Consider the following 25,242-nt stretch of genomic DNA (forward strand, 5'->3'; position numbering starts at 1 on the left):
TATAAGTTGAGGACAGCGGCCATAGCGGCAGGGTAACTCCTGTACCCATCCCGAACACAGAAGATAAGCCTGCCAGCGTTGTATACTGTACTAAAGTGCGAGAGCCTTTGGGAAATATGCATCGCTGCTGACTCAACTTATTAATTCTTACTTATTCTCAATAATGTAATCTAAAATTAATTTCCTGCAAGTATTTACATGGTAGAGGAATCAATACCAGATCAAATCTATTATGATAGCCTGATGTTGAGTGAATACTAGGTAGACAGTAAAGATATATTCTACACAGACCTATCTTTCTACTAAAGGGAAGTTTAGTGACAATATCATCAATTATTTTTGTTTATAATGCAGATAGTGGCATGTTGAATGAGATGAAAGATTAAACTCAAGACACTTGTCAGAACAAAAATAAACGGCATTTTGGACTGATAATATGTCATTTAACGTTGAAACCATACAAAATTATATGGTTTTGACAAGGATTGGTAACTCGGTGTTTGCAACATTTTCTGTCTTTTTATCGCTAATTATATCGTTGATATACATCTTCGTATCCAGATCGTTTCTCAAACATCCTTCAAGGGAAAATGCATCGGGTCTCAGGCCAGGATTCTTGAAGTAATGCAGGTTTGGGATCTGTTGCTTATCTAGTAGGTTTTATTGTGTAACTTTCACCATTATCTATAATTGTGATAGGATATAATGTCTGGATGGGGTATAATAATATGAAAGAATATGACTTGATTATCATAGGTACTGGCTCGGGTATGAATTATGTGGGGTCCATCCTCCAGCAAAACCCGGAAATGAATATTGCTGTTGTGGATAAGGATGAACCAGGTGGCATATGTTTAACACGGGGATGCATTCCTTCAAAGATGCTTTTGTATCCGGCTGAAATTGTACGTGAAATAAATTCAGCACAGAAATTTGGTATTTCTGCAAAAATTAATAAGATTGATTTCAAATTTATAATGGACCGAATGAGAAATGCCATTCACTCCGACATTGCCCTGATACGTGAAGGGCTGGAATCTGATGATGTACTGGATTATTATCATGGTATTGCACGGTTTATTGCACCGTATACCCTGGAGGTGGGGGATGAAACTCTCAAAGCTCCAATGATTTTTCTCTGCACAGGCTCAAAGCCCTTCGTACCGCCAATTGAAGGTCTGGATAGCATTGCATATCTAACAAGTGATGAAGTGCTGAATATGGAATCTCTCCCTGAAAGTCTTATAATTGTGGGAGCAGGTTATATAGCAGCTGAATACGGACACTTTTTTTCTGCCATGGGTTGCAAAGTCACTGTTATTGGCAACGGCCCGAGGGTTCTGCAACAGGAAGAGCCCGAAATATCCATTCTTGCAAAAAGGAAGATGGAGCAATATTTAGACATCCATACTGGCTACAGGGTTGTAAGGGTAGGCGAGAATAATGGAATGAAAAAGGTTACTGCGATAAATAGTGAAGGCGATGAGATCATCATTGAAGCTGAACAAATCCTGTTGGCTGCAGGCAGAACCTCCAATTCCGACATTCTGCATCCTGATAAAGGGGATATTGGTACCGATGAAAAAAGCTGGATAAAGGTTAATGAAAATCTTGAAACAACCTGCAAGAATGTCTGGGCTTTCGGTGATTGTAATGGACAGCAGCTTTTCAAACATGTCGGTAACTATGAATCAACTGTTGTATTCCAGAATGCCATTCTCAGACAGGACATAATGGTGAATTATCATGCAGTTCCCCATGCTGTATTTTCCTGGCCCGAGATAGCAGGTGCGGGATTAAGTGAAACAGAAGCAATCGAATCTTTCGGTAAAGAAAGTATTTCGATTGGTTTTGAAGAATTCGAAAATACAGGCAAAGGCCTTGCAATGGATTTGCATGATTATTTTGTGAAAGTAATTATTGAGGACAATTCTCAACAAATCCTTGGAATTCACATTATAGGGCCTCAGGCATCGGTACTTATACATCAGGTAATTCCCTTGATGTATGTCGATGGTCCCCAGACTCATCCGCTTGTACATTCAATGGATATACATCCTTCCCTGAGTGAAGTTGTAAAAAGAGCTTTTTATTCTCAATACTCCATAGGGGAGTATCATATGGTCCTTAAAGAAAAAGAGCTTGAAAAATCTTAAAATCGGAAGACTGCCCTCCTTTTTCAGGAGGACAGTTGCATAATCGCTTCGGCCAAGTCGCCGTTGGCATTTTTGAGGGCTTCTTTTGCTTTATCTTCAGACACACCTGTCTGTTCGGTGACAAGCCTGACATCATCCTCGGGGATTTCAACTTCCCTTGCTACTTCCTCAGGAGTGCCAACGATCTGGTATGTGTCGACCCCCTGTGCATTCATTATGCTTACGTTTGCATCATTGAATACAATATCTTTGTCAGGGGTACGGATGATTACTTGCTCCACATCGGAAATTTCATCTACACTAATTCCCATCTGTTTCATCATCTGTTTCATCTTTTTTGGGTTCATACCCTTGCCGCCCATTCCTGGAATCATATATCATGTCTCCTTTTAAGGATGATGTCATATTACTTGCAGTTATATATAATTTAGTGGCAACTGCCGCCGCATGAACCGCATCCACTCATTTCACTTGGATTGTCGATGACAAATCCATTGCCTTGAGGGGTTTCTATGAAGTCTACTGTGGCTTCGGAAAGTTCTTCATTGATGTCATTTGCCATCACGATCTTGATTTCCTTGTCGGTGACAGTAACATCATCTTCTTTGGTTTCATTGTCAAGTGCCATACCGTACTGTACACCACTGCAACCCATCCCTGCGACAAAAATTCTCAATGCGTGGTCTGTTTTGTCTTCTGATTCCATAAGGGATCTAAGTTCTGTTGCTGCCTTTTCTGTTATTTCTACCATGTTTCTCTCCTTAAGGGTTCGCTATGGTTCCCTTTAGCAATGGATCATATATATAAATTTTTCCTATATATATTGTTCGCTCGGTTAGGAACTATTCACATAATCTCCACATCATTATCGACCGGATTTAATAATACTTCCCCATTAGTAGCGTTTATTTCCACCGAATTTCTTTTACCCTTAGCTTCCCATACGGGCAAATAAACCATCTCAATTTCCATTTCAATCTCCTTTTTGGAAGGGGAAATCCGTTTGTGTTCGGAAATTATAGCTTCGCCTATAGTGTTATCGAATTTGACATCTCTGGTGTATTGGTCAATTATTCTTTCATAGATAGCTTTGGTGGCCTCTTCTTTTGTTACGATTGGGGCCTTGACTTCATAGTCACTGACTTCTACCTCTATCTGATTACTTATTCCAGGCAGATCTAATTCCTCAAAAATTTCATTCATTGAGTTAAAGTATCCCTCCCCATCACCTTCTATGTCTATTATCTTGGATCGGAATTGCCTCTGTGCCTGAATCTCATAAGTATATTTCCACAAAGGTACAAACTTTAGTGCCGCATTCGTGACATCCCTTTGATGTGGTTTTGCAATTGATATCGCACGCTCACCGGTAATATTTACAGGGGCACTGTGCAGGTCGATAACCTTGTTTTCAACTGAAGGTATTGTCTCAACATCAGATTTCACCTCAGGTTTGCTTTCAATTGCTCTATTTTCCACTTCCCTTTTGGTGCCAGCAAACACATTTGGTTTCTTTTTCTTGTCATCAGCGATGATATATTCTTCTGTGGCTTTTTCTACAGGGGCACTTTGTTCTCCCAGTTCAATACTTTCCCCCTCGATGTCTGCCAGCACAGCGTTGCCGATCTGGTATGCAAGCTCTTCCCTGTCCCACACAATAACCCCTTTTTTCTTTGCAAATTCAATTTGTTCCTCAGAGGCATTTCCTGTTGCTACTATAAGGCCGGCCCCATCGCGGATGTTGTATGCAAAATCTTCAATATATGATGTATTCAGGAGATTGCTGAATTTTATGTACATTTTTTTTTCATCTTTTTCTGCGATTAAGTCAGCGATACTGGAGTCCACTATCCTGTATCCAGATGATGTGAAAATGTCCTTCAATATTTGTGTAACGTTTTGTTTCATTTTTCCACCAATTTAAATTATCAATTTTAAAGTACCCTGGTAGTAGTTTCAAGTTCAATTCCCTTCTCGGTTACATTGTAGGGAATCGTCCGGTTTAAGGGGATCATACCTCTCATCTTGCGAATCAATATGGACCTTTCGATCTCGCTTCCCCTTTCCCGCATTCTGAATTCAATGACACCGTCACAGACATTTTTCAGATTATTTTCAACTATATTGTCATGCATGCCAGCGGTCATTGTTATTAGATGGACGGCACCTGTAGCTTTTCCTACAGATGATATAATCTCAATTGTATCTACTACATTATTAAGCTCATAAGCTCGCAGGAAATAAGATATGGAATCTATAATTCCCCTGTATTTTTCTTTTCTCTCTTGTGTAGCAGTTGCTTTGAGAAGATTCATAGGATCGGTATTTTGTTTTATGAAATCTTTCGCAGAAAGGGATTCTGAATATGATTTTGGGAGAACATTATAAAAGCGAAGGCTGTAGGCGTCTACGAAATTCATAGTTCCGCTTTCAATGTAATTTTCTATGTTCCATCCAAAATTTTTCATTTCAGAGGTTATTTCGGAGACCGGTTGTTCTGATGTCAGGTAATAAACGTTTTCCTCATCAGTTAGCCCCCCATAAGCAAACTGCTGGGCAAATATTTCAGAGCTGGCTCCGGGTTCTGCAAGTAAAAGAATCGTACTTCCCCGGGGCACTCCTCCCCCCAGTTGCACATCAAGTCCCAGTATTCCTGTGCGTACTTTTTGTGCCATGTTTTCATCGAAAGCGTAATCCATGTAATCACCGCAATATCAATTATAGATTTAAATATCCAATCTTTTTATATATTCATTCCTCTTAGTTTTTATAGTTATAGTTTTATTTACGGTGATTCGATGATAGCTATAGATGACCTGAAATTCAAAGATAACCTTATTCCGGCAATTGTGCAGGACCATCAGACCGGGGAGGTATTGATGTTTGCATACATGAATCGTGAATCTCTCGAAAAAACCCTTGATAGCGACATTGCACACTACTGGAGCCGCAGTCGTGGGAAGTTGTGGAAAAAAGGGGAGAGTTCGGGCCACATTCAACATGTAAGGGACATCCTCGTGGATTGTGATATGGATACCTTGCTCCTTAAAGTAAGACAGGACGGGGCTGCATGCCATGTGGGTTATAGGTCTTGTTTTTACAGGAATATTAAGGGAGATATAGTTGGTAAAAAGGTCTTTGATCCCGAAGATATTTACTAATCCTTACACCTGATGCAATTAAATTAAATATCTTCGTATCATAGCAATAATTATGGATAATCCTAAAGCTCTGAAGATCGTACCCGATACAAGCGTAGTTATAGATGGCCGCATTTCCCAAAAGGTGAAGGAGGGAGAGTACAGGGGATCAAAGATCCTGATTCCCGAAGCTGTAGTTGCCGAACTGGAAGCCCAGGCAAACAGGGGGCTTGAAATCGGGCAAAAGGGGTTGGAAGAGCTTAATCAGCTTAATCAGTTTGAACAGGAAGGTCTTATAGAGCTTGATTTTGTGGGGGAGCGCCCCAACCTTGAGCAGGTGCAACTTGCAAAAGGAGGGGAAATAGATGCCCTTATACGATCAACTGCAGAGGATTTTGATGCGCTTTTTGTTACGGGGGACAGGCTCCAGGCGGATTTTGGTCGTGCTAGGGGGCTGGAGGTGGAATATATTCATCCACCATCGGCTGAGTTTATTCCTCTGCACATAGAGAATTTCTTCACTGATGACACGATGTCGGTACACCTGAAAAACAAAGTATCCCCGATGGCCAAAAGAGGCAGTATTGGGGACGTGAGATTTGAAAAAATCCGTGATGAACCCTGCAGTTATGGTGAACTGCATCAAATGTCCAGAGAACTTCTGGAGAGGGCCCGGGCTGACAATGAATCTTTCACTGAAATGTCTACTGGAGGAGCTTCCGTTCTGCAGATCCGTAATATGAGGATTGCTATTTCCCAGACACCTTTCTCGGATGATATTGAAATTACAGCTGTGCGTCCGGTAGCCTCTGTGAAATTCGATGAATACAGGCTCAGTGAGCAGCTTAAGGAACGTGTGGATATGCAGAGAGGCGTTCTGATCTCAGGACCTCCGGGTGCGGGGAAATCAACTTTTGCAGCCGGGCTTGCTATATATTTGCATGAAAGTGGTTATGTTGTAAAGACTATGGAATCCCCGCGGGATCTTCAGGTTCCCCGTGAGATCACCCAGTATGCTCCTCTGGATGATGATATGGCCAATACGGCAGATGTACTCTTGCTTGTGAGGCCAGATTATACGATTTATGATGAGGTAAGAAAAAGTAGGGATTTCGGTATTTTTGCTGACATGAGGCTTGCGGGGGTTGGCATGGTCGGTGTAGTACATGCCAACAGGGCAGTAGATGCCGTGCAGCGTCTGATAGGAAGGGTTGAGCTGGGCGTGATTCCGCAGGTAGTGGATACAGTTGTATTTATCGAAAAAGGAGAAGTTGCAAAGGTCCAGATACTGGATTTCACTGTAAAGGTTCCTTCTGGTATGACCGAAGCTGATCTTGCAAGACCGGTAATCACAGTGTCGGATTTTGAAACAGGCAAAGTCGAGTATGAGATTTACACCTATGGTGAGCAGGTAGTTGTGATGCCTGTTGCCCTGGAATTCAAGAAACCTGCCTGGAACCTGGCTGAAGGTGAAATACGTGAGGTTGTGGAAAATTATGCCAGTGGTCCGGTAGAAGTGGAAATGGTAAATGATAGTAAGGCTGTTGTAAAGGTCTTTGAACATGATGTCCCAAAGGTAATAGGAAAGGGAGGTTCTGTGATTGACCGCATTGAAAAAATGCTGGGGGTACATATCGATGTACGCCAGTTTGATGGTCAGTCCAAAAAAGAATCCCCTATGGAAGTCAGGCCGGTAATCGAGCATACGAAGAAACACGTTGTCCTTTCAGCACCGGAACTGGCTAAGACCGATGTGGAGGTTTTTGTAGGTGAGCAATATCTTTTCACTGCAACTGTAAGCAGACATGGAGATATCAAGGTACGTAAAGGTTCTCCAATTGCCGATGAGATTGTTGATGGAATCGATGAGGGTTACCCTGTATTAATAAAAATACTGTAAATTCAATTGTTATATTTCTGAATATACGGTGTTTAACCCTTCGGGGTTACATGTCCCTTTTTGATATGACAAATCCTTTTATTCTGATGTTTCCTTCGTGTCTTTTTAACCCGGCAAACCATCATCCTAATATATAATTATCAACAATTTACACAGCCGGGAGTTATTGTTATGAAAGTTTCTATTATAGGTTCAGGTTATGTGGGTTCGGTTACAGCAGCCTGTTTTGCCGAACTGGGTCACGAAGTCATCTGTATAGACATTGATGAAGAAAGGGTAAGGCAACTCAATGATGGTTATCCCCCTGTCTGGGAAGAGGGTCTGGAAGACCTTATGAACAAACATGTGGGCAAACGCCTGATCGCCACTTCTGATTATGATTATGCTGTACAGAACTCGGATATATCTTTTATTTGTGTGGGCACACCTTCCTCAGAGAACGGTGAGATTGACCTTTCGATAGTCGCCGCTGCAAGTAAGAGTCTTGGGGAATCAATTGCTTCCAAAAATGCTTATCATACCGTAGTGGTGAAAAGTACGGTTGTACCCGGTACAACAGAAGGGGTAGTTCGTTCCATTCTGGAGGACTATTCCGGACATAAGGCTGGAGATACTCTCGGGCTTGCCATGAATCCCGAATTCCTGCGTGAAGGCCGTGCTGTTCATGATTTCCTGAATCCCGATAAAATAGTGGTAGGCTCCCTTGACAGACGTTCCGATTCCCTGGTATCCGGTCTTTACAGGGATATTGATTGTGAGGTTACCAGCGTAAATATACGTACAGCAGAAATGATCAAGTATGTGAATAATGCTTTTCTGGCCACAAAGATATCTTTTGCCAATGAGGTGGGCAACATCTGCAAACGCCTGGGTATTGACACCTATCAGGTAATGGATGCTGTAGGCAGGGATTTCCGTATAAATCCGGCTTTCCTGAACAGTGGGGCGGGTTTTGGTGGCTCATGTTTCCCCAAGGATGTCCGTGCCCTGATTGGAAGTGCGAAAGATCTGGATTATTATCCTTCCCTGCTGGAATCAGTAATCGAAGTAAATGAACTCCAACCTCTCCAGATGGTTGAGATTCTCGAGGATAAACTACCGGAGATCAAAAATAAAAGGATTGCAGTGCTGGGTCTGGCTTTCAAGAATGACACCGATGATATACGTGAGTCCCGCTCGATTCCCGTTATCAGGAAATTGCTGGAAAAAGGAGCGGATATCCATGCCTATGATCCCCTTGCCTCTGATAATATGAACAAGATCTTCCCCGAAATCACCTATGCATCCAGTGCACAGGAAGCTCTTGAGGGGGCACAGGCCTGCCTGCTGATGACTGAATGGGATGAGTTCAGAAAACTTAACACTGAATTTGATTCGATGGATAGGAAACTCCTGATCGATGGGCGCTATCTTCTCAATCCTGAAGAACTGGACGATGTGGAGTATGAGGGGTTATGCTGGTGAGCATTGTTCGATACATTGATGTATCAAAACCCTTTTTTAATCTGACATGAAACAAATAACCATCATTGATTATGGCCTTGGCAATCTCAGGAGTGTCCAGAAAGGGCTGGAACATGCCAAAGCTTCTGTAAATATCTCTATGGACCCGGAAGACATCGAGAACAGTGATGGGGTAGTGCTGCCCGGTGTAGGGGCGTTTAGTGATGCCATGCGCAACATCGAGCCTTTCCTGGATATACTGTATGATTATGTCGAATCAGGCAAACCCCTGCTTGGCATTTGTCTGGGTCACCAGATGCTTATGACAAATTCCGAAGAAGGAGGCATGCGTGATGGGCTGGGGTTCATTCCCGGTAACGTTGTTCGTTTTCCTCATAGTAAACTTAAAGTTCCACATATGGGGTGGAACTCTCTTCATATAACACAGCAACATCCTATCTATGAGGGCATCGAGAATGATTCCTATGTCTATTTTGTGCATTCCTATTATGTGAGTACTGATGATGATCATACTCTTGCCTCATGTGAATATGGTGTGGAATTTGCGGCATCTGTTATTAACGAGAGGGGTAATGTAATAGGAACCCAGTTCCATCCGGAGAAAAGCGGTGAAGTTGGGTTGAGGATGTTAAGTAATTTTGTTAAAATGTGCTGAGGATTAATCATGGATATTGAAGGCTATGCCAGGCATGCCCTGCTTCGTGGAGAAGAGGGAATTGCCGATAAACTTGCAGATCGTATCATGGAAATAAAGGACACCGACAGACAACATGCTATTGCGCTGGCAAAAGCAGCAGTTGAAGAAGCCAGGGCAACTATAGATGTAAAAGGGGACGTGCTATCTCCTATCACTTCAGGCGTAACAATGGGCCAATTCGGAGTGGGTTCCAGAGGCACCGGTGATTTCTATGCCCATGAAAAAATTGCCGAGGTAATAGGCAGCACCAAAGCTGCAGTAGACAGCACCCATCTGGATGATTCCGGAGCTGTGCAGATGGAAGGAGGGGATTTCCTCATAGTTACAATCGATGGCATCCACTCCAGATTAAGTGATTTCCCTTTCCTTGCAGGTTTCCATGTGGCCAGGGCCTCTTTAAGGGATGTTTATGTAATGGGTTCCAGGCCCCTTGCCCTGCTTTCGGATATCCATGTGGCCGATGATGGGGATGTGGCAAAGATCTTCGACCATGTCGCAGGTATCACCGCGGTATCAGAACTTACAGACATCCCTCTCGTGACCGGAAGTACCCTGCGTATTGGAGGGGATATGGTAATCGGAGATCGAATGACCGGTGGTGTCGGTGCTGTGGGAGTTGCTTCCGCGATGACTGCAAGGGAGAGGGCCGAAATAGGGGATGTGATTCTCATGACAGAAGGTGCAGGTGGCGGAACTATTTCCACAACAGCTCTTTATTACGGGATGCATGATGTGGTGGATGAGACCATCAATATCAAATTCCTCCAGGCATGCGAGGCACTCCTTGAAAAAGACCTGGATAAAAAGGTACATGCGATGACCGATGTTACCAACGGAGGGGTACGCGGTGATGCCAAGGAAATTTCAAGGACTGCAGGAGTCAAGCTTGTCTTTGAAGAGGAAAATATGCGTGGGCTCGTAAACCCCCGGGTCTTAGATATGCTTGAAAGTCTCAATATAGATTATCTGGGTGTATCCCTGGACTCCCTACTTTTAATAGTCCCTCCTGAACATGAGCAGGAAATTCTTGAAACCGTTCAGAATGCCGGTGTCGACATTGCAACAGTTGGTTATGTTGAAAAAGGGCAAGGTGCCGAGCTTGTGATTGACGGGCAGCGCCGGGACTTCACGCCACGTTTCCGTGAATCTGCCTACACACCAATTAAGAAAATGGTCGGAGATACAACTCCCGATGATTTCGAGGCAATGAGCAAAGCGGTTGACAGGGCGGCTGAAGAAGCGATATCCAAAAAGAGACGTATAGTGGAGATGTTGGGGGAGCAGTAATTACTTCCCCTTAAACTTACGGACAATGAGCACGGGTCCATCCTTTTCCAGTATCTCCACTTTTTCTTCCGGGCTGATGGTGTCTTCGGAGCGTGCTTTCCAGTATTCTCCGCTGTATCGCACATAACCCGGGTTCCCTTCGGATATAGGATCTATCGCTTCGGCAATTTCACCGCTCATTTCTTCGCCTATAATCGGCTTGCGTCCCTTAGCCTGTACTACTTTGTATATTGCAAAGGCAAAGAATAGTCCGATTATTATTGTGGGTATAACAATATAGAACATCATACTCCTCTGTACGTCTGCTGGCGTATACCAGCGTGGGAAATCCATAGGCACCAGGAATATACTGCCTGCTATCAGGCACACTATTCCTGCAATACCGAATATGCCAAATCCCGGCGCCTGCAATTCGAGAATCAGCAGGACCACCCCCACACCAATCAAAAACAGTGCTGCTACATTGACATCAAAACCCATGCCAATCAGACCCAGGGCTATAAGAATAGCACCGAAAATTTCCGCACCTGCTCCCGGGCTGGAAATTCCCAGAACAATGGCATAAATGCCTATCATTAGCAGCAGGGAAGAAATAATGGGATTGGAAATTATATTCATAAGGTACAGGTTCAGGCCTGGCTCATAATTGACAATGTCCGCGCCCGAGGTGTTGAGTTGCCTGTTCTTGATAGTTTCTCCGTCCACCTGTTCAAGCAGATCGGGGATATCTTCTGCTATATACTCGACAACATTGCTGTTTTTTGCTTCCTCAGCGTTTAGATTGAGATTTTCAGTGATGAATAACTCTGCAGCGGTCACATTCCTGTCATGCTTGCTTGCTTTTTCCTTAGAAAGGGCTACGATGGCATTTATTATCTTAGAATCGTTGATGGGCTCTGATCCACCGGCAGGGGATGCCTGTACAGGCTGGGCCGAACCAATCACAGTGAATGGTGCCATGGCCGCCATGTCGGTGCTGATAAGGATCAGTGTTCCGGCAGACCATGCTTTTGTCCCTTCGGGATATACGTAGCCAATTACAGGCACAGGTGAGGCATCAATGCTCTCTATTATGTTGAGGGTTTCCTGCAGACCTCCTCCCGGGGTATTCAGGGTAATTATCAGTGCTTCATAATCTTCGGTTTCAGCAATTGCAAGTGCATTGTTTACCATATCATCGGATACCGGTGTGATGGAATCTGACATCTCCAGTACCAGTACTTTTTCACAGCTTGCATTTGATGCTGCAGATGTCAATAGTAAAAATGCAAAAAGAAATAGGAAAAGGGCCTTTACCCTCATGGCTCCTCCTTATTTGTTCTTTGAAGTGAATGCTTCGGTCAGGGCCGCTATATCTCCACTGTCAGAGGTGTTGGTTACTACAATCGTGTTGCCTTCCCTGGCAACCTCGGCTATTGTCTGCAACTCCCTCAGTTTTATTGTGGTGGGGACTTCCTGATAGAGCCTGGCGGCGTCAAGTAATTTCTGGGCAGCCTTGTACTCTCCATCTGAAAGGATAATACGGGACCGTTTCTCACGTTCGGCCTCAGCCTGCTGGGCAATGGCCCTGAGCATCTTTTCATCAACACTCACATCCCTCAGGGTGACCGAGGTGACCTTAATTCCCCATGGATCGGTGGACGCATCCAGTATCTCCTGTATGTCCTTGTTGACCTCCTCTCTTCCAGAAAGAACTTCATCAAGTTCTATTCGGCCAACTACATCACGCAGGGTTGTTTGTGCCAGCATTGAGGTTGCATACTTGTAATCCTCAACTTCTGTAACTGCTGATTCGGGTTTGAGGACTTTGTAATAGATGACTGCATCCACTGCCACTGTAACGTTATCATAGGTGATAACTGCCTGTTTCGGGACATCTATTGTTACGATACGCAAATCTACCTTGACTGCAGTATCGATAATAGGAATTATGAAAAATACACCCGGACCCTTCACTCCGCTAAATCTGCCCAGCCTGAAGATGACCACTCGCTCATACTCCTTTACCACTTTGATGGATTGGGACAGGATTATTACTAATACGATTAATGCAGGAATTATATATTGTTCTACCATGCTAAACTCTCCCTTTATGATACTTTGCAAACAATACTTCTAAAAGTTATTGGTGGGATGGATGGAACAGGTGGATATTTTACGATTGTAATTCTCTGTAAGTAGATAAATTTAAAATGCCAAATAAAATTCTCTCTTTGCAGCAACCTACATAAACAAGCAGGTCAATCAGCAACACAGATACAATGAAAGAAAAATGCAGTGAATGTGGCGGAACTGGTGTCCGTGAATCCTCTATACAGAAATGTCCTGAATGTAAGGGCTCCGGGAAACCAAAATCAATGAATCTTATGGAACTTTCAGAAAAAGATGTAAACAGCTTCCTCAAAGGAAGTTCCGTATGTGAAAAATGCGGTGGTAGCGGGGAAGTTGAAATAAAGGACCCATGTCCTTCCTGCGGAGGGGAAGGATTTCTTTATAGCTGTGACCTATGCGGCAAATCCATCGACCACCTGATAGACGGACGCGAGATATGCAAATCATGCAATGAGGTAAAGGTTGTCCATATGCTGGACGACTCCTGTGACATGAACGAGCTTTCCGTAGGTAAATATTACCACGCAGAGGTAAACAACTTAGCGTCATTTGGGGCCTTTGTGAACCTGAATTCTAATCTGCGCGGGTTGATCCATTCAAGCAACATAAAGGCCAAACTTGAACCCGGGGAAAGGCTGATCGTAGAGATAAATGAGATCCGTTCCGATGGGAAAATGGACCTGCTACCACGAAGTGTTGGAGAGCACAAGGTCGTAGAAGTTGAAAAGGAAATGCAGGTGCGTATTTCGTCTGAATTGAAGGATTATGTGGGTAAGCTTGTGCGTATTGAAGGAGAGGTGCTCCAGGTCAAACAAACAGGTGGTCCCACCATTTTTGTAATTTCCGATGAAGGCGGGGTAATTCCCTGTGCAGCCTTTGAAAGTGCAGGGGAGCGGGCATATCCGGACATTGATTCGGATATGGTCGTATCTCTTACAGGGGAGGTCAACCTCAGGGGTGAGGATCTGCAGCTTGAAGTCAAGAGCATGAAGCAGCTCAAAGATGAAAGAGAGCAGATCGTCAGGGAACGTATAGATCGTATACTTGACCAGAGGGCGGAACCTTCTGATATAGAATTCCTTGTCAAAAGCAAGTTTCTGGAAGACCTGCGCCCTGCAATGAAAGATGTTGCCCGAATTATCAAAAAAGCCATTCTAAGGTCACGTCCGATCTTGTTGCGCCATCATGCTGATGCTGATGGCATGACTGCAGGAGTGGCCATTGAAAAGGCAATCCTGCCTCTTATTCGTGAAGTCAACGGCCAGGATGGAGAATACTATTTCTACAAACGTGCTCCTTCAAAGGCTCCATTCTACGAGATTATGGATGTGACAAAGGATATTTCCTTTGCTCTTGAAGATGCGGAAAGGCATGACCAGAAACTGCCGCTTGTTGTGATGGTGGATAACGGTTCCACGGAGGAAGACGTACCCGCCATGAGACAGGCATTGATATATGGTATTGATATGGTGGTTGTGGACCATCATCATCCAGATAAGCTCGTTGATGATTACCTGCTGGCTCATGTAAACCCTGCACATGTGGGTGGGGACTTTGGACAGACCGCTGGTATGCTTTCCACAGAAGTTGCTCGTATGATCAACCCTGAAGTCACTGAACAGATAAAACATCTCCCTGCAATCGCTGCTGTGGGGGATCGTTCAGAGGCCGATGAGGCCTATCAGTATATTGATCTCGTATCTTCCAGGTATTCCCTGGAAAATTTGCAGGATATTGCCCTGGCCCTTGATTTTGAAGCCTACTGGTTGAAATTCAACAGTGGAAGGGGAATTGTAAACGATCTTCTCAATTTTGGTGACTCCACCAGGCATAAACAACTTGTAGATCTGCTGTGTGAGCAGGCAAGAGCTATGATGGATGAGCAACTTGAGGCATGTATGCCCAATGTCAAATCACAACAACTGCCCAATGGTGCTATAATGAATGTGCTTGATGTGGAGAACTATGCTCACAAATTCACATTCCCGGCTCCTGGCAAGACCTCCGGGGAAGTTCATGACAGGATTTGCAGGAAAAATGAAGGCAAACCCATTGTCACGATTGGATATGGGCCGGATTTTGCAGTCATACGGTCCCGCGGGGTTAAGATGAATATCCCTGAAATTGTCAGAAACCTCCATGAGGAAATTGTCGGTGGAGGGGTGAATGGCGGTGGACACCTTGTTGTAGGAAGTATCAAATTTGTGGAAGGAATGCGTAAAACAGTCCTATCCAAACTCGTGGAAAAAATAGGTCAGTATGAAGTGGATACGGAGATCTAATATCTCCTTTAATCCACTCTTGCCAGTTTGATAAGTGAGTTCACAGGAACTCCGCTGATTGTTTCCGAATTTTTCTTGTCAATAATGACCGCAATAGCCACTGGGTTGGATCCACCTTTTTTTATTTGTTCAATTACATCGGTAATCGTTGAGCCAGATGAGACCACATCATCTACAATAATGCAGTTTTTTCCTTCGACATGCCCGAAATTTCTGCTAAAAATTCCTGTGTTTTGATCCCTCTCTTTCTGGCTGTCATAACCGTGGAATATAGAAAATTCGACACCCAATTCCTCGGCAATCATGGTGGCCATGGGTACACCGCTTAATCCGATTCCCACTACCATGTCTACCATCTGGTCACTCTTATCAAGGGATTCGAGCACCATGTCACACAGGGCCTGTGAAATATAACGCAGGCGGAAAGAGCTTTTTCCTATGGCACTCCAGTTGACAGAGATGTCCTTTGGCGCAGGGGCTTCAGCACCTCTTTTACCCCGCATGAGAAGCCATGTGACAGTATCCCTGGAAACATTAAGTTCATTTGCGATCTGGCCGGTAACAAGACCATTGGACTGCAGTTCGACTGCTTTTTGTATAAGTTCTTCTATATTTTTCATTTTATCCCCACGTGCTGTTTTATGCTATTTGTTTTCCTATACATCCTTTATAATATTATATCTTTCTTTTACGTATTTTCTTGAGGGGGGATCCACAGATAGGGCATTCTTCACCATTGTCAAATCTTTTCATGCAGCCGGTGCATTTTTTCCCCCAGATTATTTTGTCCTTTATTCTGGATTGGGATATGGATTCTACCTTTATACCAATCATGCTTGCTACATTCTGCACAGCATAATCATCTGTCATCAGGACAGCATTTTTCCCATATTCCAGAGATTTTGCCAGCACATCGATATCGGTCCCGGAAAGTTCTTCGATATCGCCTGTCCTTTCTGCCCTGTCCACGATTTTTTTCCTAAACATAGGATCTGGTTGCTCAACCTTTGCCCCGGTTTCAAGGGCGATCAACATTTCCATACTTGTGTATTTTGCCTTCGTTTCATCTACTACTGCAGGTACTGTAACGAGCTGGCGGTCCCTACCTTTTCGATTGATGAAAACGCCGGTGTCTGCTATATAAATTTTCATGAGGCTAGATATGTTAAAGGAATATTAAAATTAAGCCCGCCTCTTCATGATATTATATCGGTAAGGGGTAAGATTCCTTTAATTTCCAGCCCATCTTCGCCAATATTAATCTCATGGATTTCTTTCTTATGCTTTGAATTGAAGTTCTTGAGGACTATGAGGCCCTTTTTCAAATGTAATTTATCCGCTACATAACAGGTTGCTATGGTGCTGTCAGCATGCAAATTTTTGCCGGCTTCACCTATTGTCGGGAGTCCGGATGATATGGTTCCTGTCATCAAGAGTGTGATATTTGCATTTTTGTATTTTGCCACAAGATGCTGGATAAAGTTGGCTCCTTCCATAGTTTTCATATGTTTTTCCACATCATCAACAAAAATCCTTTTCGCATTGACCTTTTCTACTGTCTGCTGAATTTCGTGGAAATGCCTCGCAAAATCATTTGTGGAGAGTTGTAATATTTCGATATTTCCTGTATGAATATGTTTTTCAAGTTCCATCCCTGCGGACTCAGCACGATTCAGGATATCATTTTTTGTTTCATCAAATGAAACAATGATGCCCTTTTCATCCTGTTCAGCTCCTTTATTTACGTATCGGATACCCATAAGGGTTTTGCCAGTGCCTGTGGGCCCCCCGATATAATTTGACGAACCTCCTCTAAGGCCTCCACAAAGCATATAGTCCAGCCCGCACAGGCCGGTTTCAACTAGTTTGTTTTCCTCACGTTTGGATATCCTGTCCTGCCAGGGAAGTACTGTTATTCCCTCACTGGTTATGGAAAAACTGTGTTTGCCCGGGATGTATTCCTGTCCCCGTAATTTTAGTACTTCAAGGTAGCGATTTCTCTGCTGTCTTTCTTCTTTATTTGTAAGATGTATTATCCCATCTGTTACATATCCCAGTGTACTTTCTTCTATTTCCTTTTCTGACATCTCTCCGGTAACAAGTACCAGTGAATTCCATTTTTTCATCCTTTTGAAAAATTCATAATAGAATCTTCTTCTGGTATTCTTGTCGAAACTACATCCTATTATTGTAATGGGATCAATAACGATGATCTCTGGTTTGATTTTTTCAATGGAATCCTCAAGGTTCCACATGAAAGAATATATCCCTCTATCGAGGGTTTTTATATCGATGGATATCTGGTGTATGTTTCCTCTGGATATCCGGGATACATCATAATGGCTCAGTCTTGACACAAAGTTATTCACGATTGTGGCGGGTTCATTGACCGAAGTAACATACAGGCAAACTTTCCCTTCTCTTGCACTTTCACATAATGCCTGTAATGCAAATGTGGTCTTCCCGCTGCCTGCAACACCGGCTACAAGGGTTGCAGAAGGACAATTCCAACCTCCCTTGAGTATACTGTCGAGGCCCTGGATGTGGGTGGTGATTTGTTGCATTAAATGCTCCTTTATATATTCATCTAAAATATATCTTTTATTTTATTTAAACCTCATTCCTTCCGGTGTAAATGTATTAATACAATCCGTCCAAATAATCCCATCTCAGGTGAATATAAATGGACATTCTGCAAGCAAAGGAAAAAATAGTGGATTTCATTCGCAAGAAATGTGAGGATGCCGGTGTAACCGGTTGTGTTGTAGGTATCAGCGGTGGAGTGGATTCTGCGCTTGTGGCACATCTGGCAGTGGAAGCACTTGGTTCTGAGAATGTACTGGGGCTGCATCTTCCTGAACTGAATGTCACACCGCCGGAAGATGTACTGGATGCAACCGCGGTGGCCAATGGGCTCGGGATTGAATTCAGGACCATTGACATAGGGGGAATCGTTCAAACGTATCTGGTAAATATGCCAGGGTCTGATCCCGCTAATAAATATGTCAACGGCAATCTGAAAGCTAGGATAAGGATGTCCGTTCTTTACTATTATGCCAATCTTGGCAGCAGACTTGTGGCAGGTACCGGAAACAAGACCGAAATCTTGTTAGGTTATTATACCAAGTATGGCGATGGCGGGGTGGACCTCGAACCAATCGGGGACCTCTACAAAACTGAAGTTTTCCAAATGGCGGAAGTGACAGGTGTTCCCGGCGGAATCATTGACAAATCCCCATCCGCCGCTCTCTGGGAAGGCCAGACAGATGAAAATGAATTGGGGCATTCCTATGCTACAATCGACAACATCCTGATAAAAATGCTTGCAGGAGAGGAGGCCGGAGAAGTGGCTTTAGAATGTGGTGTCTCAGAGGCCGAGCTGGACAAACTTCTCCAGCGTGTCGATTCCAATATGCACAAACGAATGATGCCTCCCGTAGGTGACCTTGCAGATATAAGGATCTGAAATTACCTTGAAGGGTGAATATTCTTTCCTTCTTTCCGGATAAGAGGCATTGAAAGATGCCTGCGGGCACAGGGTGGGACCTCATATATTCCGGTTTTTATTTCCCTTTCAACTTTAGATTTTGTGGCTATATCTGCCCGTGTTTTGCAACGCCTGCATCTATATCCCTGTCCTTTCCCGGCAGATTTCATACTCTTTTCACACTTGGGACACAGGGGGTTAACACTCTTGTATTTTTCCGCAAGTTCCATCACATCAATTTTTTCAATATTCAGTGTTTTATTCTTGACACTTCCATGTAATGTAATATAATCTCCCGGGGTAAGTTTACGAATTAGTTCTCGAAAGTTTTTTGTGGGCTCAAAAGCTGCACATTCCATTTCCTCTCCCTCTTTGTCCCTGATAAGGAATAGGGTATGCCCTCCTTCAATTGTACGGGGAGTTGAAGCCACAAATCCCTGGATTATGTATGATTCCATGTCCTGCAGGTTGCTGATACTTTCTGCTGGAATCAGATGCATATCGGTTCCCTGATTTGTCTTATAAATTGCATCTCTTTCGGTAACTTCTCCCTCTATAATGGAGGCAGCATGGGAGACGTATTCGGGCGTTTTTCCCCGAATACCATAAAGGACAGGGTCTGGCGAATGAGGTATGCATACCACCATATTGTTTGCAATATCACGGTTGTCCCATGTATGAGGATAGGTGGCATCATCTGCCCGGATAACACTATTATCATTTACAAATCGCTGTGTACCCCATGCTTCTCTCTGCCTGTAGGAGAGGTATTCATAAGTGTGGTCCCATTCCTCTTCCAGCATGGCACCACAGGCGGCCAGTGCTCCTATCAGACCACGGCTGTTTTTGTATCCTCTGGCATCAAGTTCGTATTTTTCAATGAGGGCTTTTGCTTCCTGGATGGTAATTACGTGTTGCACAGCCCGTTTAAAAAAGGCGGCCAGGGCATTTTTAACTTCATCATTGTTATTTTCTAGAAAGACCACACCTGGATTTGTATTTTCATCCTCCATCTGTGCCAGTTCTTCTATTCTCTGTATTACATGTTTTTTGACTTTTTCAGGTTCAGATGTTTCTATTTTGATCGCAACTGCAGCATTTCCCCTTGTTTTGAAGGGTATGGTAGGATTCAACCTTATAAGTAGAGGCAGACCGGCGGGCTTGCCATACGCTTTAAGTTCATCCATTAATAGGGCACCAAGGTATGTGGTGCACATCCCAAGACTGCGGGAATCTGTATCATCAAAGCTTATGATCATGTTTTTCAATCATGCATTTGTGGGTAGATATATTTATATAGATGTGCAAGGACATTATAGTTTGTCATGACAAAAGACATTCTAATACATCAAATCATTGATGTACTGGAAAAGAGTAATTTTACTGTATCTAGCCGCTGTAACATTAGACCTCGTAGTTTTGATCTGGCAGCAAGGCAGGATGGTGTACTTCTTTTCTGTAAGGCATTATATAATATTGATAGCCTGAATGAAGAAACAGCATCTGAAATGAAAGCATTGGCAGGATATCTCGGTGGTACTCCGATGCTGATTGGGGCAAAAACGCGTGATCAGATGCTTGAAGATAGCGTAGTCTATGTCCGGTATGAGATTCCTGCTCTTAATGTCCAGACCCTTTATGATTATTTTGTAGAAGGTATACCTCCTCTGATTTCAGCGGCTCCTGGAGGTCTCTATGTTTCCATTGATGGCGATGTGCTGCGGGATGCCAGAAGTCAACTTTCGATGTCCATTGGTTCCCTTGCGTCACATCTGGGAGTATCCCGGCGTACCATCAGTAAATATGAGGAAGGCTGCATGGATGCTTCCATTGATGTTGTACTCGAACTGGAAGAGTTGCTTGATGTGGCGCTTGCAAAATCCATTGATATTTTGGGTCCGTTTCACCGTTCCCGTCAGGAACCTGATGAAAATGACACTTTAAAGCCTCCTACAGATGGTATCCTGAGTTTCATTTACGGGCTAGGCTATGATGTACTTTCAATATCTCAGGCACCCTTTAATGCAGTTTCCAGGGACTGTTCCACTACTTTCCTTACCGGGGTAAGTAAATACAGCAATGCGATGATAAAGCGAGCCCATTTGATGAGCAATATATCTACTATCACGCGTACAAGATCGGTTTATATCATTGAAGGAGAAAGTAAAATTACATCGGTAGAACACACAGTTCTGATCGAAAGAAAGGAATTGGATTCCCTTTCGGATTCAGAAGAATTGGATGACCTTATAAGTGAAAGGGCCAGTGCGACTGTTGATTATTGATTTTTGGATTGTTTTTCCAAAACTATAATATATGGCAATTCCCTTAGGATGGGCAATGACTCTCAACATTGCAGTCCTGATATCCGGCAGGGGCTCTAATCTACAGTCTATTATTGATAATGTGGAAAATGGTTATATCCCAAATGCCTGTGTCAGTGTGGTTATAAGTGATAAAAAGGACGCTTATGGCCTTGAAAGGGCTATGGATCATGGCATAAATGCTGTTTTTATCGACCCGGCTGCTTATCAATCCAAAGAAAAATTTGAGACTGCACTTCTGGACGTTCTTGCAAGATTCAGTACAGATGTGCTCTTACTTGCCGGTTTCATGCGAATCCTGGGTTCCAATGTGATAAAGGCCTACAGTAACAGGATAATGAATATCCATCCTGCACTCTTGCCTTCTTTTAAAGGTCTGCATGCCCAGAAACAGGCGCTGGACTATGGTGTAAAAATCGCAGGTTGCACTGTACATTTTGTTGACGAAGGGATGGATTCCGGCCCGATTATTCTACAAAAAAGCGTACCTGTACTTGATTCAGATACTGAAGAATCCCTTTCTGAAAGAATACTTGCACAGGAACATATTATTTTCCCCGAAGCAGTTAAGTTGTTTGCCGAAGGAAGACTGGACATAAAAGGAAGACGCGTACATATCTCATAATCATCTCATAAATTCAAAGATACAAGGAGGAACAATATGTCTTATATTTCAGAAACAGATCCCGATATTGCCAGAGCACTTGAGCTCGAGGCCGAAAGACAGGACTATAAACTCAACCTTATAGCATCAGAGAATTACACAAGCAGGGCGGTAATGGAAGCTCAGGGTTCCATTATGACCAACAAGTATGCAGAAGGCTACTCCGGGAAGAGGTACTACGGAGGCTGTGAATTTGTTGATATTGCAGAGGATTTGGCGATTGAAAGGGCCAAGGAAATTTTTGGTGCCGAGCATGTGAATGTCCAGCCGCATTCAGGTTCAGGTGCCAATATGGCTGTTTATTTCTCCGTCCTCAATCCTGGTGACAAGATAATGGCAATGGACCTCTCCCACGGAGGGCACCTTTCCCATGGAAGTCCTGTAAGTTTTTCAGGTAAACTTTATGATATTGTACCTTATGGAGTAGCAGAGGAAACTGAAGAGCTGGATTATGATGCCCTCGAGGAAATGGCAAAAAAGGAAAAACCCCGCATGATAGTGACCGGTGCTTCTGCATATTCCCGCACGATCGATTTCAAGCGCTTCAGGGAAATCGCTGATTCAGTGGATGCATACCTGCTTGCGGACGTTGCTCATATCGCAGGCCTAATTGCAGCCGGTGAACATCCAAGCCCTGTGCCATATGCTGATTTTGTAACAACAACCACACACAAAACATTGAGGGGTCCCCGTGGAGGGATGGTCATGTGCAGTGAAGAATATGCAAAAGGTGTGGATAAAACAGTCTTCCCGGGTCTTCAGGGTGGCCCTCTTATGCATATTATTGCTGCCAAGGCAGTTGCGTTTAAGGAAGCTCTTTCTGATAAGTTCAAGCAGGACCAGAAACAGACCGTGAAAAATGCAAAAGCTCTCTGTTCAAATCTGATAGACCGTGATTTTGATATTGTGGCCGGTGGCACGGATAACCATCTTATGCTTATCAATCTCAACAAATATGATCTGACTGGTAAGGAGACTGAGACCTATATGAGTAATGGTGGGATTGTTATCAACAAGAACACTATACCTTTCGAAACCCGGGGCCCCTTTATCACAAGCGGTCTGCGTGCAGGTACTCCTGCGGTCACCACTCGTGGTATGAAGGAAGCCCAGATGGAAGATGTTGCTAACTTTATAGAAACAGTAATTCAGAATCCAAAAGATCAGGCTGTACTGGATCAGGTTAATGCTGATGTACAACAGCTGTGTAGCGACTTCCCGATATACAAGCATCTCTAAGGTGATTTAATGGCGGGTGAAGCTAAACAGGGAATCATAGACGGCAGAGCGATTTCAAAGCAGATTGAGGCAGAATTAAAAGAAGAAATAGCTTCTATGAAGGCTGATGCCGGTATGGTCCCGGGCCTTGCAACTATCCTTGTGGGGCAGGACCCCGCCTCACAATTGTATGTGCGACTGAAGCATAAAGCATGTGACAGGGTAGGCATCTATGCGGAGGATCAGAAACTCGACGCTTCTATTACCCAGGAAGAACTGCTGGATGTGATCGAGGATCTGAACACACGTGCAGATATCCATGGTATTCTCCTTCAGTTGCCCCTGCCTCAACATCTGGATGCAAAAGAAGCCATGCAGGCTATTGATCCGGCAAAAGATGTGGATGGTTTTCATCCCTATAACATGGGCAACCTGATGATCGGTGACGAAGGTTTTGTTCCCTGCACGCCTGCGGGGATAATCCTGGCTCTTGAGTATTATGATGTAGATATTGAAGGAAAGGATGCTGTGATAGTCGGCCACAGTAATGTAGTTGGTAAACCCATGGCAGCAATGCTCTTAAACCGTAATGCTACAGTTTCGGTATGCCATGTTTATACCAGAGATCTCAAAAGTTACACCACAGGTGCCGATATACTTGTAGTTGCAGCCGGTGTCAAGCATCTCATCAAAGAAGATATGGTCAAAAAAGGAGCTGTTATTTTTGATGTGGGAATCACCGAAGAAGAAGGCAAGATATATGGTGATGTGGACTTTGAGAATGTTGTGAATAAAGCCTCACTTGTTACACCGGTGCCAGGAGGTGTGGGACCTATGACTATAGCCACGCTTCTGACCCATGTGACCTTTGCTGCAAAGGAAATTGAATAATTATCCTGTTAAATATAAAAACATCTGGTAATTTCAATGGTCGTCGATGTTGACATATGCGGACTAAATGTAGGAGACAACCAACCTGTAAGATTGATGGGTGTATTGAACCTCAGCCATGAATCCTTTTACAAGGGGTCTGTTGTCAGGGAAGATTCCCTGATTGATGCTGCTTCTGCAATGGTGGAGGAAGGTGCGACCGTGCTTGACATAGGCGGCCGCTCCACCTGGCCCCTTGCCGAACCTATAAGCAAGGAAATAGAGCGGGATCGATTACTTCCTGCAATAGAGGCTCTTTCAGGGAATGTGGATGCTGTTCTTTCAGTGGATACTGTATTTGCGGATATTGCCGACCAGTGTCTTGACAGGGGCGCTGACCTTGTAAATGATGTTTCCGGTTTCATGGCAGATGAAAACATGGTGGATGTGGTGGCAGACCATGCATGTCCTGCTGTTGTAATGGCCTCCCGGAAAGTACCGGGTGACGTGCTTGGGATGGATGCAGTTATGGATTCCCTGGAATCAATCATTGAGGTGTGTGAAGGGAAGGGTATTGATACGGATCGATTAATTCTGGATCCCGCTATTGGAAAATGGGTCCCTGAAAAAGATCCGATATACGATCTTGAGACCTTTGACCGTTTTGAACGTCTGCAGACCTTTGGTAAACCGCTTCTTGCAGCCCTTTCCCGTAAATCCTTCATAGGCGAGGTCCTGAACAAGCCCGCTGCTGAAAGATTATATGGAAGTCTGGCAGCAACTGCGATTGCTGTACACAAAGGGGCGCACATTATACGCACCCACGATGTGGCTGCGACAACTGATGCTGTGCGAATAGCTGAGGCGATAAGGGGCAGACAGCCGGTCGTGGAGGAAAAGGGTTTTGAGGTCAGTGTGCTTGACATCACAAACCCCAATGATGCAGCTCATATGATGAAAAATATCGGTGTTACCGGAACGGGTTCCACAATTATGAAGAATAAGGCCGTGAATCGTGTGCTGCGTATCAGTAACATTACCACTACCGAGGCCCTGATCATCAAGCAGGAGACCCTGTCACGCGGCGGGGATGCAGCGCTTGAACGTGATGCTGTTTCCCACGAGATCGAGAGGACCGATGTAATTGTAATGGGCACATTGCTTCAGGTCACAAGACTTGCCGATAAGCTGGAATGCCAGGCACGAAACCTTCCGTTGATATCAAAACTCATCAAAGATGCACTGAAACAGGAATCTGATGTTGAATACCGTTATATGAAAAAAATCTGAAGGTATCAAAATGATCCTATCATCTAAACCCTTTAATGAGATTCTTTGTCATGCTGGCGGAGTGAGTTTTGCCGGTTTTTTATTGAAGATACTTTCTTGGTAATCGGCTTCTAAGCCGGATGTCTGGCAAGCCTGTTGATTTCTGTCATATCCTTCCTGTAAGAAATCGTTCTATCCTATGTATTCAACTGTTCACTTTCAGTTCGATGATATGGTCAGAAATTATTTATTATGTGGCATAGTTAGAACATAATGCAACATCATAAAAAGATGTTAGTGGGGTTCAGCCAGTCTTGACGGAATAACTGAAACCCCGTGCCCGGAGGCAGGTTATACTTTGCTGTTTGTATT

23 protein-coding genes and 1 rRNA gene are annotated in these 25,242 nt (G+C 43.8%); 14 read left to right on the forward strand and 10 right to left on the reverse strand.

Annotated features, from left to right (window positions below; all coding sequences use genetic code 11):
- Positions 1–11 precede the first annotated feature (11 nt).
- Together rrf and BKM01_RS00010 are read left to right on the forward strand one after the other, a co-directional pair.
- Positions 12–133 (forward strand): 5S ribosomal RNA (rrf, locus tag BKM01_RS00005).
- A 595-nt stretch (positions 134–728) separates the two neighbouring features.
- Positions 729–2,156, forward strand: a complete 1,428-nt coding sequence (locus tag BKM01_RS00010) for a dihydrolipoyl dehydrogenase (RefSeq protein ID WP_072361639.1) — start codon at positions 729–731, stop codon at positions 2,154–2,156.
- Between the two features lie 23 nt (positions 2,157–2,179).
- Here BKM01_RS00010 and BKM01_RS00015 read toward each other — a convergent pair whose 3' ends face one another.
- From BKM01_RS00015 to BKM01_RS00030, 4 genes are all read right to left on the reverse strand, one after another.
- Positions 2,180–2,530, reverse strand: a complete 351-nt coding sequence (locus BKM01_RS00015) for a nascent polypeptide-associated complex protein (protein ID WP_072361637.1) — start codon at positions 2,528–2,530, stop codon at positions 2,180–2,182.
- 53 nt (positions 2,531–2,583) lie between these two features.
- Positions 2,584–2,907 carry a HesB/IscA family protein gene (locus BKM01_RS00020; RefSeq protein WP_072361634.1) on the reverse strand — a complete coding sequence of 108 codons (324 nt, stop codon included), beginning with the start codon at positions 2,905–2,907 and terminating at the stop codon, positions 2,584–2,586.
- Between the two features lie 95 nt (positions 2,908–3,002).
- Positions 3,003–4,064: a hypothetical protein gene (locus BKM01_RS00025; protein WP_072361631.1), complete on the reverse strand. Its 1,062-nt coding sequence runs from the start codon at positions 4,062–4,064 to the stop codon at positions 3,003–3,005.
- Positions 4,065–4,090: 26 nt separating this feature from the next.
- A complete protein-coding gene (locus BKM01_RS00030) occupies positions 4,091–4,855 on the reverse strand; it encodes an RAD55 family ATPase (protein WP_072361627.1) in 765 nt (254 codons plus the stop codon).
- Positions 4,856–4,954: 99 nt separating this feature from the next.
- On the opposite strand from BKM01_RS00030, the gene hisI reads away from it, so the two are divergent.
- From hisI to BKM01_RS00055, 5 genes are all read left to right on the forward strand, one after another.
- Positions 4,955–5,317 carry a phosphoribosyl-AMP cyclohydrolase gene (gene hisI, locus BKM01_RS00035; RefSeq protein ID WP_072361624.1) on the forward strand — a complete coding sequence of 121 codons (363 nt, stop codon included), beginning with the start codon at positions 4,955–4,957 and terminating at the stop codon, positions 5,315–5,317.
- A gap of 52 nt (positions 5,318–5,369) precedes the next feature.
- Complete coding sequence (locus tag BKM01_RS00040; protein WP_072361621.1) at positions 5,370–7,196, forward strand: PINc/VapC family ATPase; 1,827 nt, start codon at positions 5,370–5,372, stop codon at positions 7,194–7,196.
- Positions 7,197–7,367: 171 nt separating this feature from the next.
- Entirely contained in the window at positions 7,368–8,660 is a 1,293-nt protein-coding gene (locus BKM01_RS00045; protein ID WP_072361619.1) for a UDP-glucose dehydrogenase family protein, read from the forward strand.
- 46 nt (positions 8,661–8,706) lie between these two features.
- Positions 8,707–9,315: an imidazole glycerol phosphate synthase subunit HisH gene (gene hisH / locus BKM01_RS00050; protein WP_072361617.1), complete on the forward strand. Its 609-nt coding sequence runs from the start codon at positions 8,707–8,709 to the stop codon at positions 9,313–9,315.
- A 9-nt stretch (positions 9,316–9,324) separates the two neighbouring features.
- Positions 9,325–10,644 (forward strand): AIR synthase-related protein, encoded by a 1,320-nt coding sequence (locus tag BKM01_RS00055; protein WP_072361614.1) that lies wholly within the window; start codon positions 9,325–9,327, stop codon positions 10,642–10,644.
- On the opposite strand, the gene BKM01_RS00060 is transcribed toward BKM01_RS00055, so the two are convergent.
- Positions 10,645–11,946 carry an NfeD family protein gene (locus BKM01_RS00060; RefSeq protein ID WP_072361611.1) on the reverse strand — a complete coding sequence of 434 codons (1,302 nt, stop codon included), beginning with the start codon at positions 11,944–11,946 and terminating at the stop codon, positions 10,645–10,647.
- A 9-nt stretch (positions 11,947–11,955) separates the two neighbouring features.
- The gene (locus tag BKM01_RS00065; protein ID WP_072361608.1) at positions 11,956–12,720 is read right to left on the reverse strand and encodes a slipin family protein; all 765 of its coding nucleotides are present in this window, start codon (positions 12,718–12,720) and stop codon (positions 11,956–11,958) included.
- A 185-nt stretch (positions 12,721–12,905) separates the two neighbouring features.
- Between BKM01_RS00065 and BKM01_RS00070 the strand changes: the two genes are divergently transcribed.
- Complete coding sequence (locus BKM01_RS00070) at positions 12,906–15,038, forward strand: DHH family phosphoesterase (RefSeq protein ID WP_072361606.1); 2,133 nt, start codon at positions 12,906–12,908, stop codon at positions 15,036–15,038.
- An 8-nt stretch (positions 15,039–15,046) separates the two neighbouring features.
- Here BKM01_RS00070 and BKM01_RS00075 read toward each other — a convergent pair whose 3' ends face one another.
- Genes BKM01_RS00075 through BKM01_RS00085 form a run of 3 tightly spaced genes read right to left on the reverse strand, consistent with a single transcriptional unit; the run spans position 15,047 to position 17,602 of the window.
- Positions 15,047–15,658 (reverse strand): orotate phosphoribosyltransferase-like protein, encoded by a 612-nt coding sequence (locus BKM01_RS00075; protein ID WP_072361604.1) that lies wholly within the window; start codon positions 15,656–15,658, stop codon positions 15,047–15,049.
- 55 nt (positions 15,659–15,713) lie between these two features.
- Positions 15,714–16,190, reverse strand: coding sequence for an NOB1 family endonuclease (locus BKM01_RS00080; protein ID WP_072361602.1), 477 nt, complete (start codon positions 16,188–16,190; stop codon positions 15,714–15,716).
- A gap of 44 nt (positions 16,191–16,234) precedes the next feature.
- Positions 16,235–17,602, reverse strand: a complete 1,368-nt coding sequence (locus BKM01_RS00085; RefSeq protein WP_072361600.1) for an ATPase domain-containing protein — start codon at positions 17,600–17,602, stop codon at positions 16,235–16,237.
- 119 nt (positions 17,603–17,721) lie between these two features.
- On the opposite strand from BKM01_RS00085, the gene BKM01_RS00090 reads away from it, so the two are divergent.
- Positions 17,722–18,504 (forward strand): NAD+ synthase, encoded by a 783-nt coding sequence (locus BKM01_RS00090; protein WP_072361598.1) that lies wholly within the window; start codon positions 17,722–17,724, stop codon positions 18,502–18,504.
- A gap of 2 nt (positions 18,505–18,506) precedes the next feature.
- Here BKM01_RS00090 and BKM01_RS00095 read toward each other — a convergent pair whose 3' ends face one another.
- Entirely contained in the window at positions 18,507–19,784 is a 1,278-nt protein-coding gene (locus tag BKM01_RS00095; protein WP_072361596.1) for a tRNA(Ile)(2)-agmatinylcytidine synthase, read from the reverse strand.
- A gap of 66 nt (positions 19,785–19,850) precedes the next feature.
- Here BKM01_RS00095 and BKM01_RS00100 point away from each other — a divergent pair, with 66 nt between their 5' ends.
- Genes BKM01_RS00100 through folP form a run of 5 tightly spaced genes read left to right on the forward strand, consistent with a single transcriptional unit; the run spans position 19,851 to position 24,891 of the window.
- On the forward strand, positions 19,851–20,810 hold the full coding sequence (locus tag BKM01_RS00100) for a transcriptional regulator (protein ID WP_072361594.1): 960 nt from the start codon (positions 19,851–19,853) through the stop codon (positions 20,808–20,810).
- A gap of 55 nt (positions 20,811–20,865) precedes the next feature.
- A complete protein-coding gene (purN, locus tag BKM01_RS00105) occupies positions 20,866–21,474 on the forward strand; it encodes a phosphoribosylglycinamide formyltransferase (protein ID WP_072361592.1) in 609 nt (202 codons plus the stop codon).
- Between the two features lie 36 nt (positions 21,475–21,510).
- On the forward strand, positions 21,511–22,752 hold the full coding sequence (gene glyA / locus BKM01_RS00110) for a serine hydroxymethyltransferase (protein ID WP_072361589.1): 1,242 nt from the start codon (positions 21,511–21,513) through the stop codon (positions 22,750–22,752).
- A gap of 9 nt (positions 22,753–22,761) precedes the next feature.
- Positions 22,762–23,622, forward strand: a complete 861-nt coding sequence (locus BKM01_RS00115; protein WP_072361586.1) for a tetrahydrofolate dehydrogenase/cyclohydrolase catalytic domain-containing protein — start codon at positions 22,762–22,764, stop codon at positions 23,620–23,622.
- A 36-nt stretch (positions 23,623–23,658) separates the two neighbouring features.
- Positions 23,659–24,891: a dihydropteroate synthase gene (gene folP, locus BKM01_RS00120; protein ID WP_072361583.1), complete on the forward strand. Its 1,233-nt coding sequence runs from the start codon at positions 23,659–23,661 to the stop codon at positions 24,889–24,891.
- Positions 24,892–25,242: the final 351 nt, after the last annotated feature.

The organism is Methanohalophilus portucalensis, from assembly GCF_002761295.1.
GTDB classification, from domain to species: Archaea; Halobacteriota; Methanosarcinia; order Methanosarcinales; family Methanosarcinaceae; genus Methanohalophilus; species Methanohalophilus portucalensis.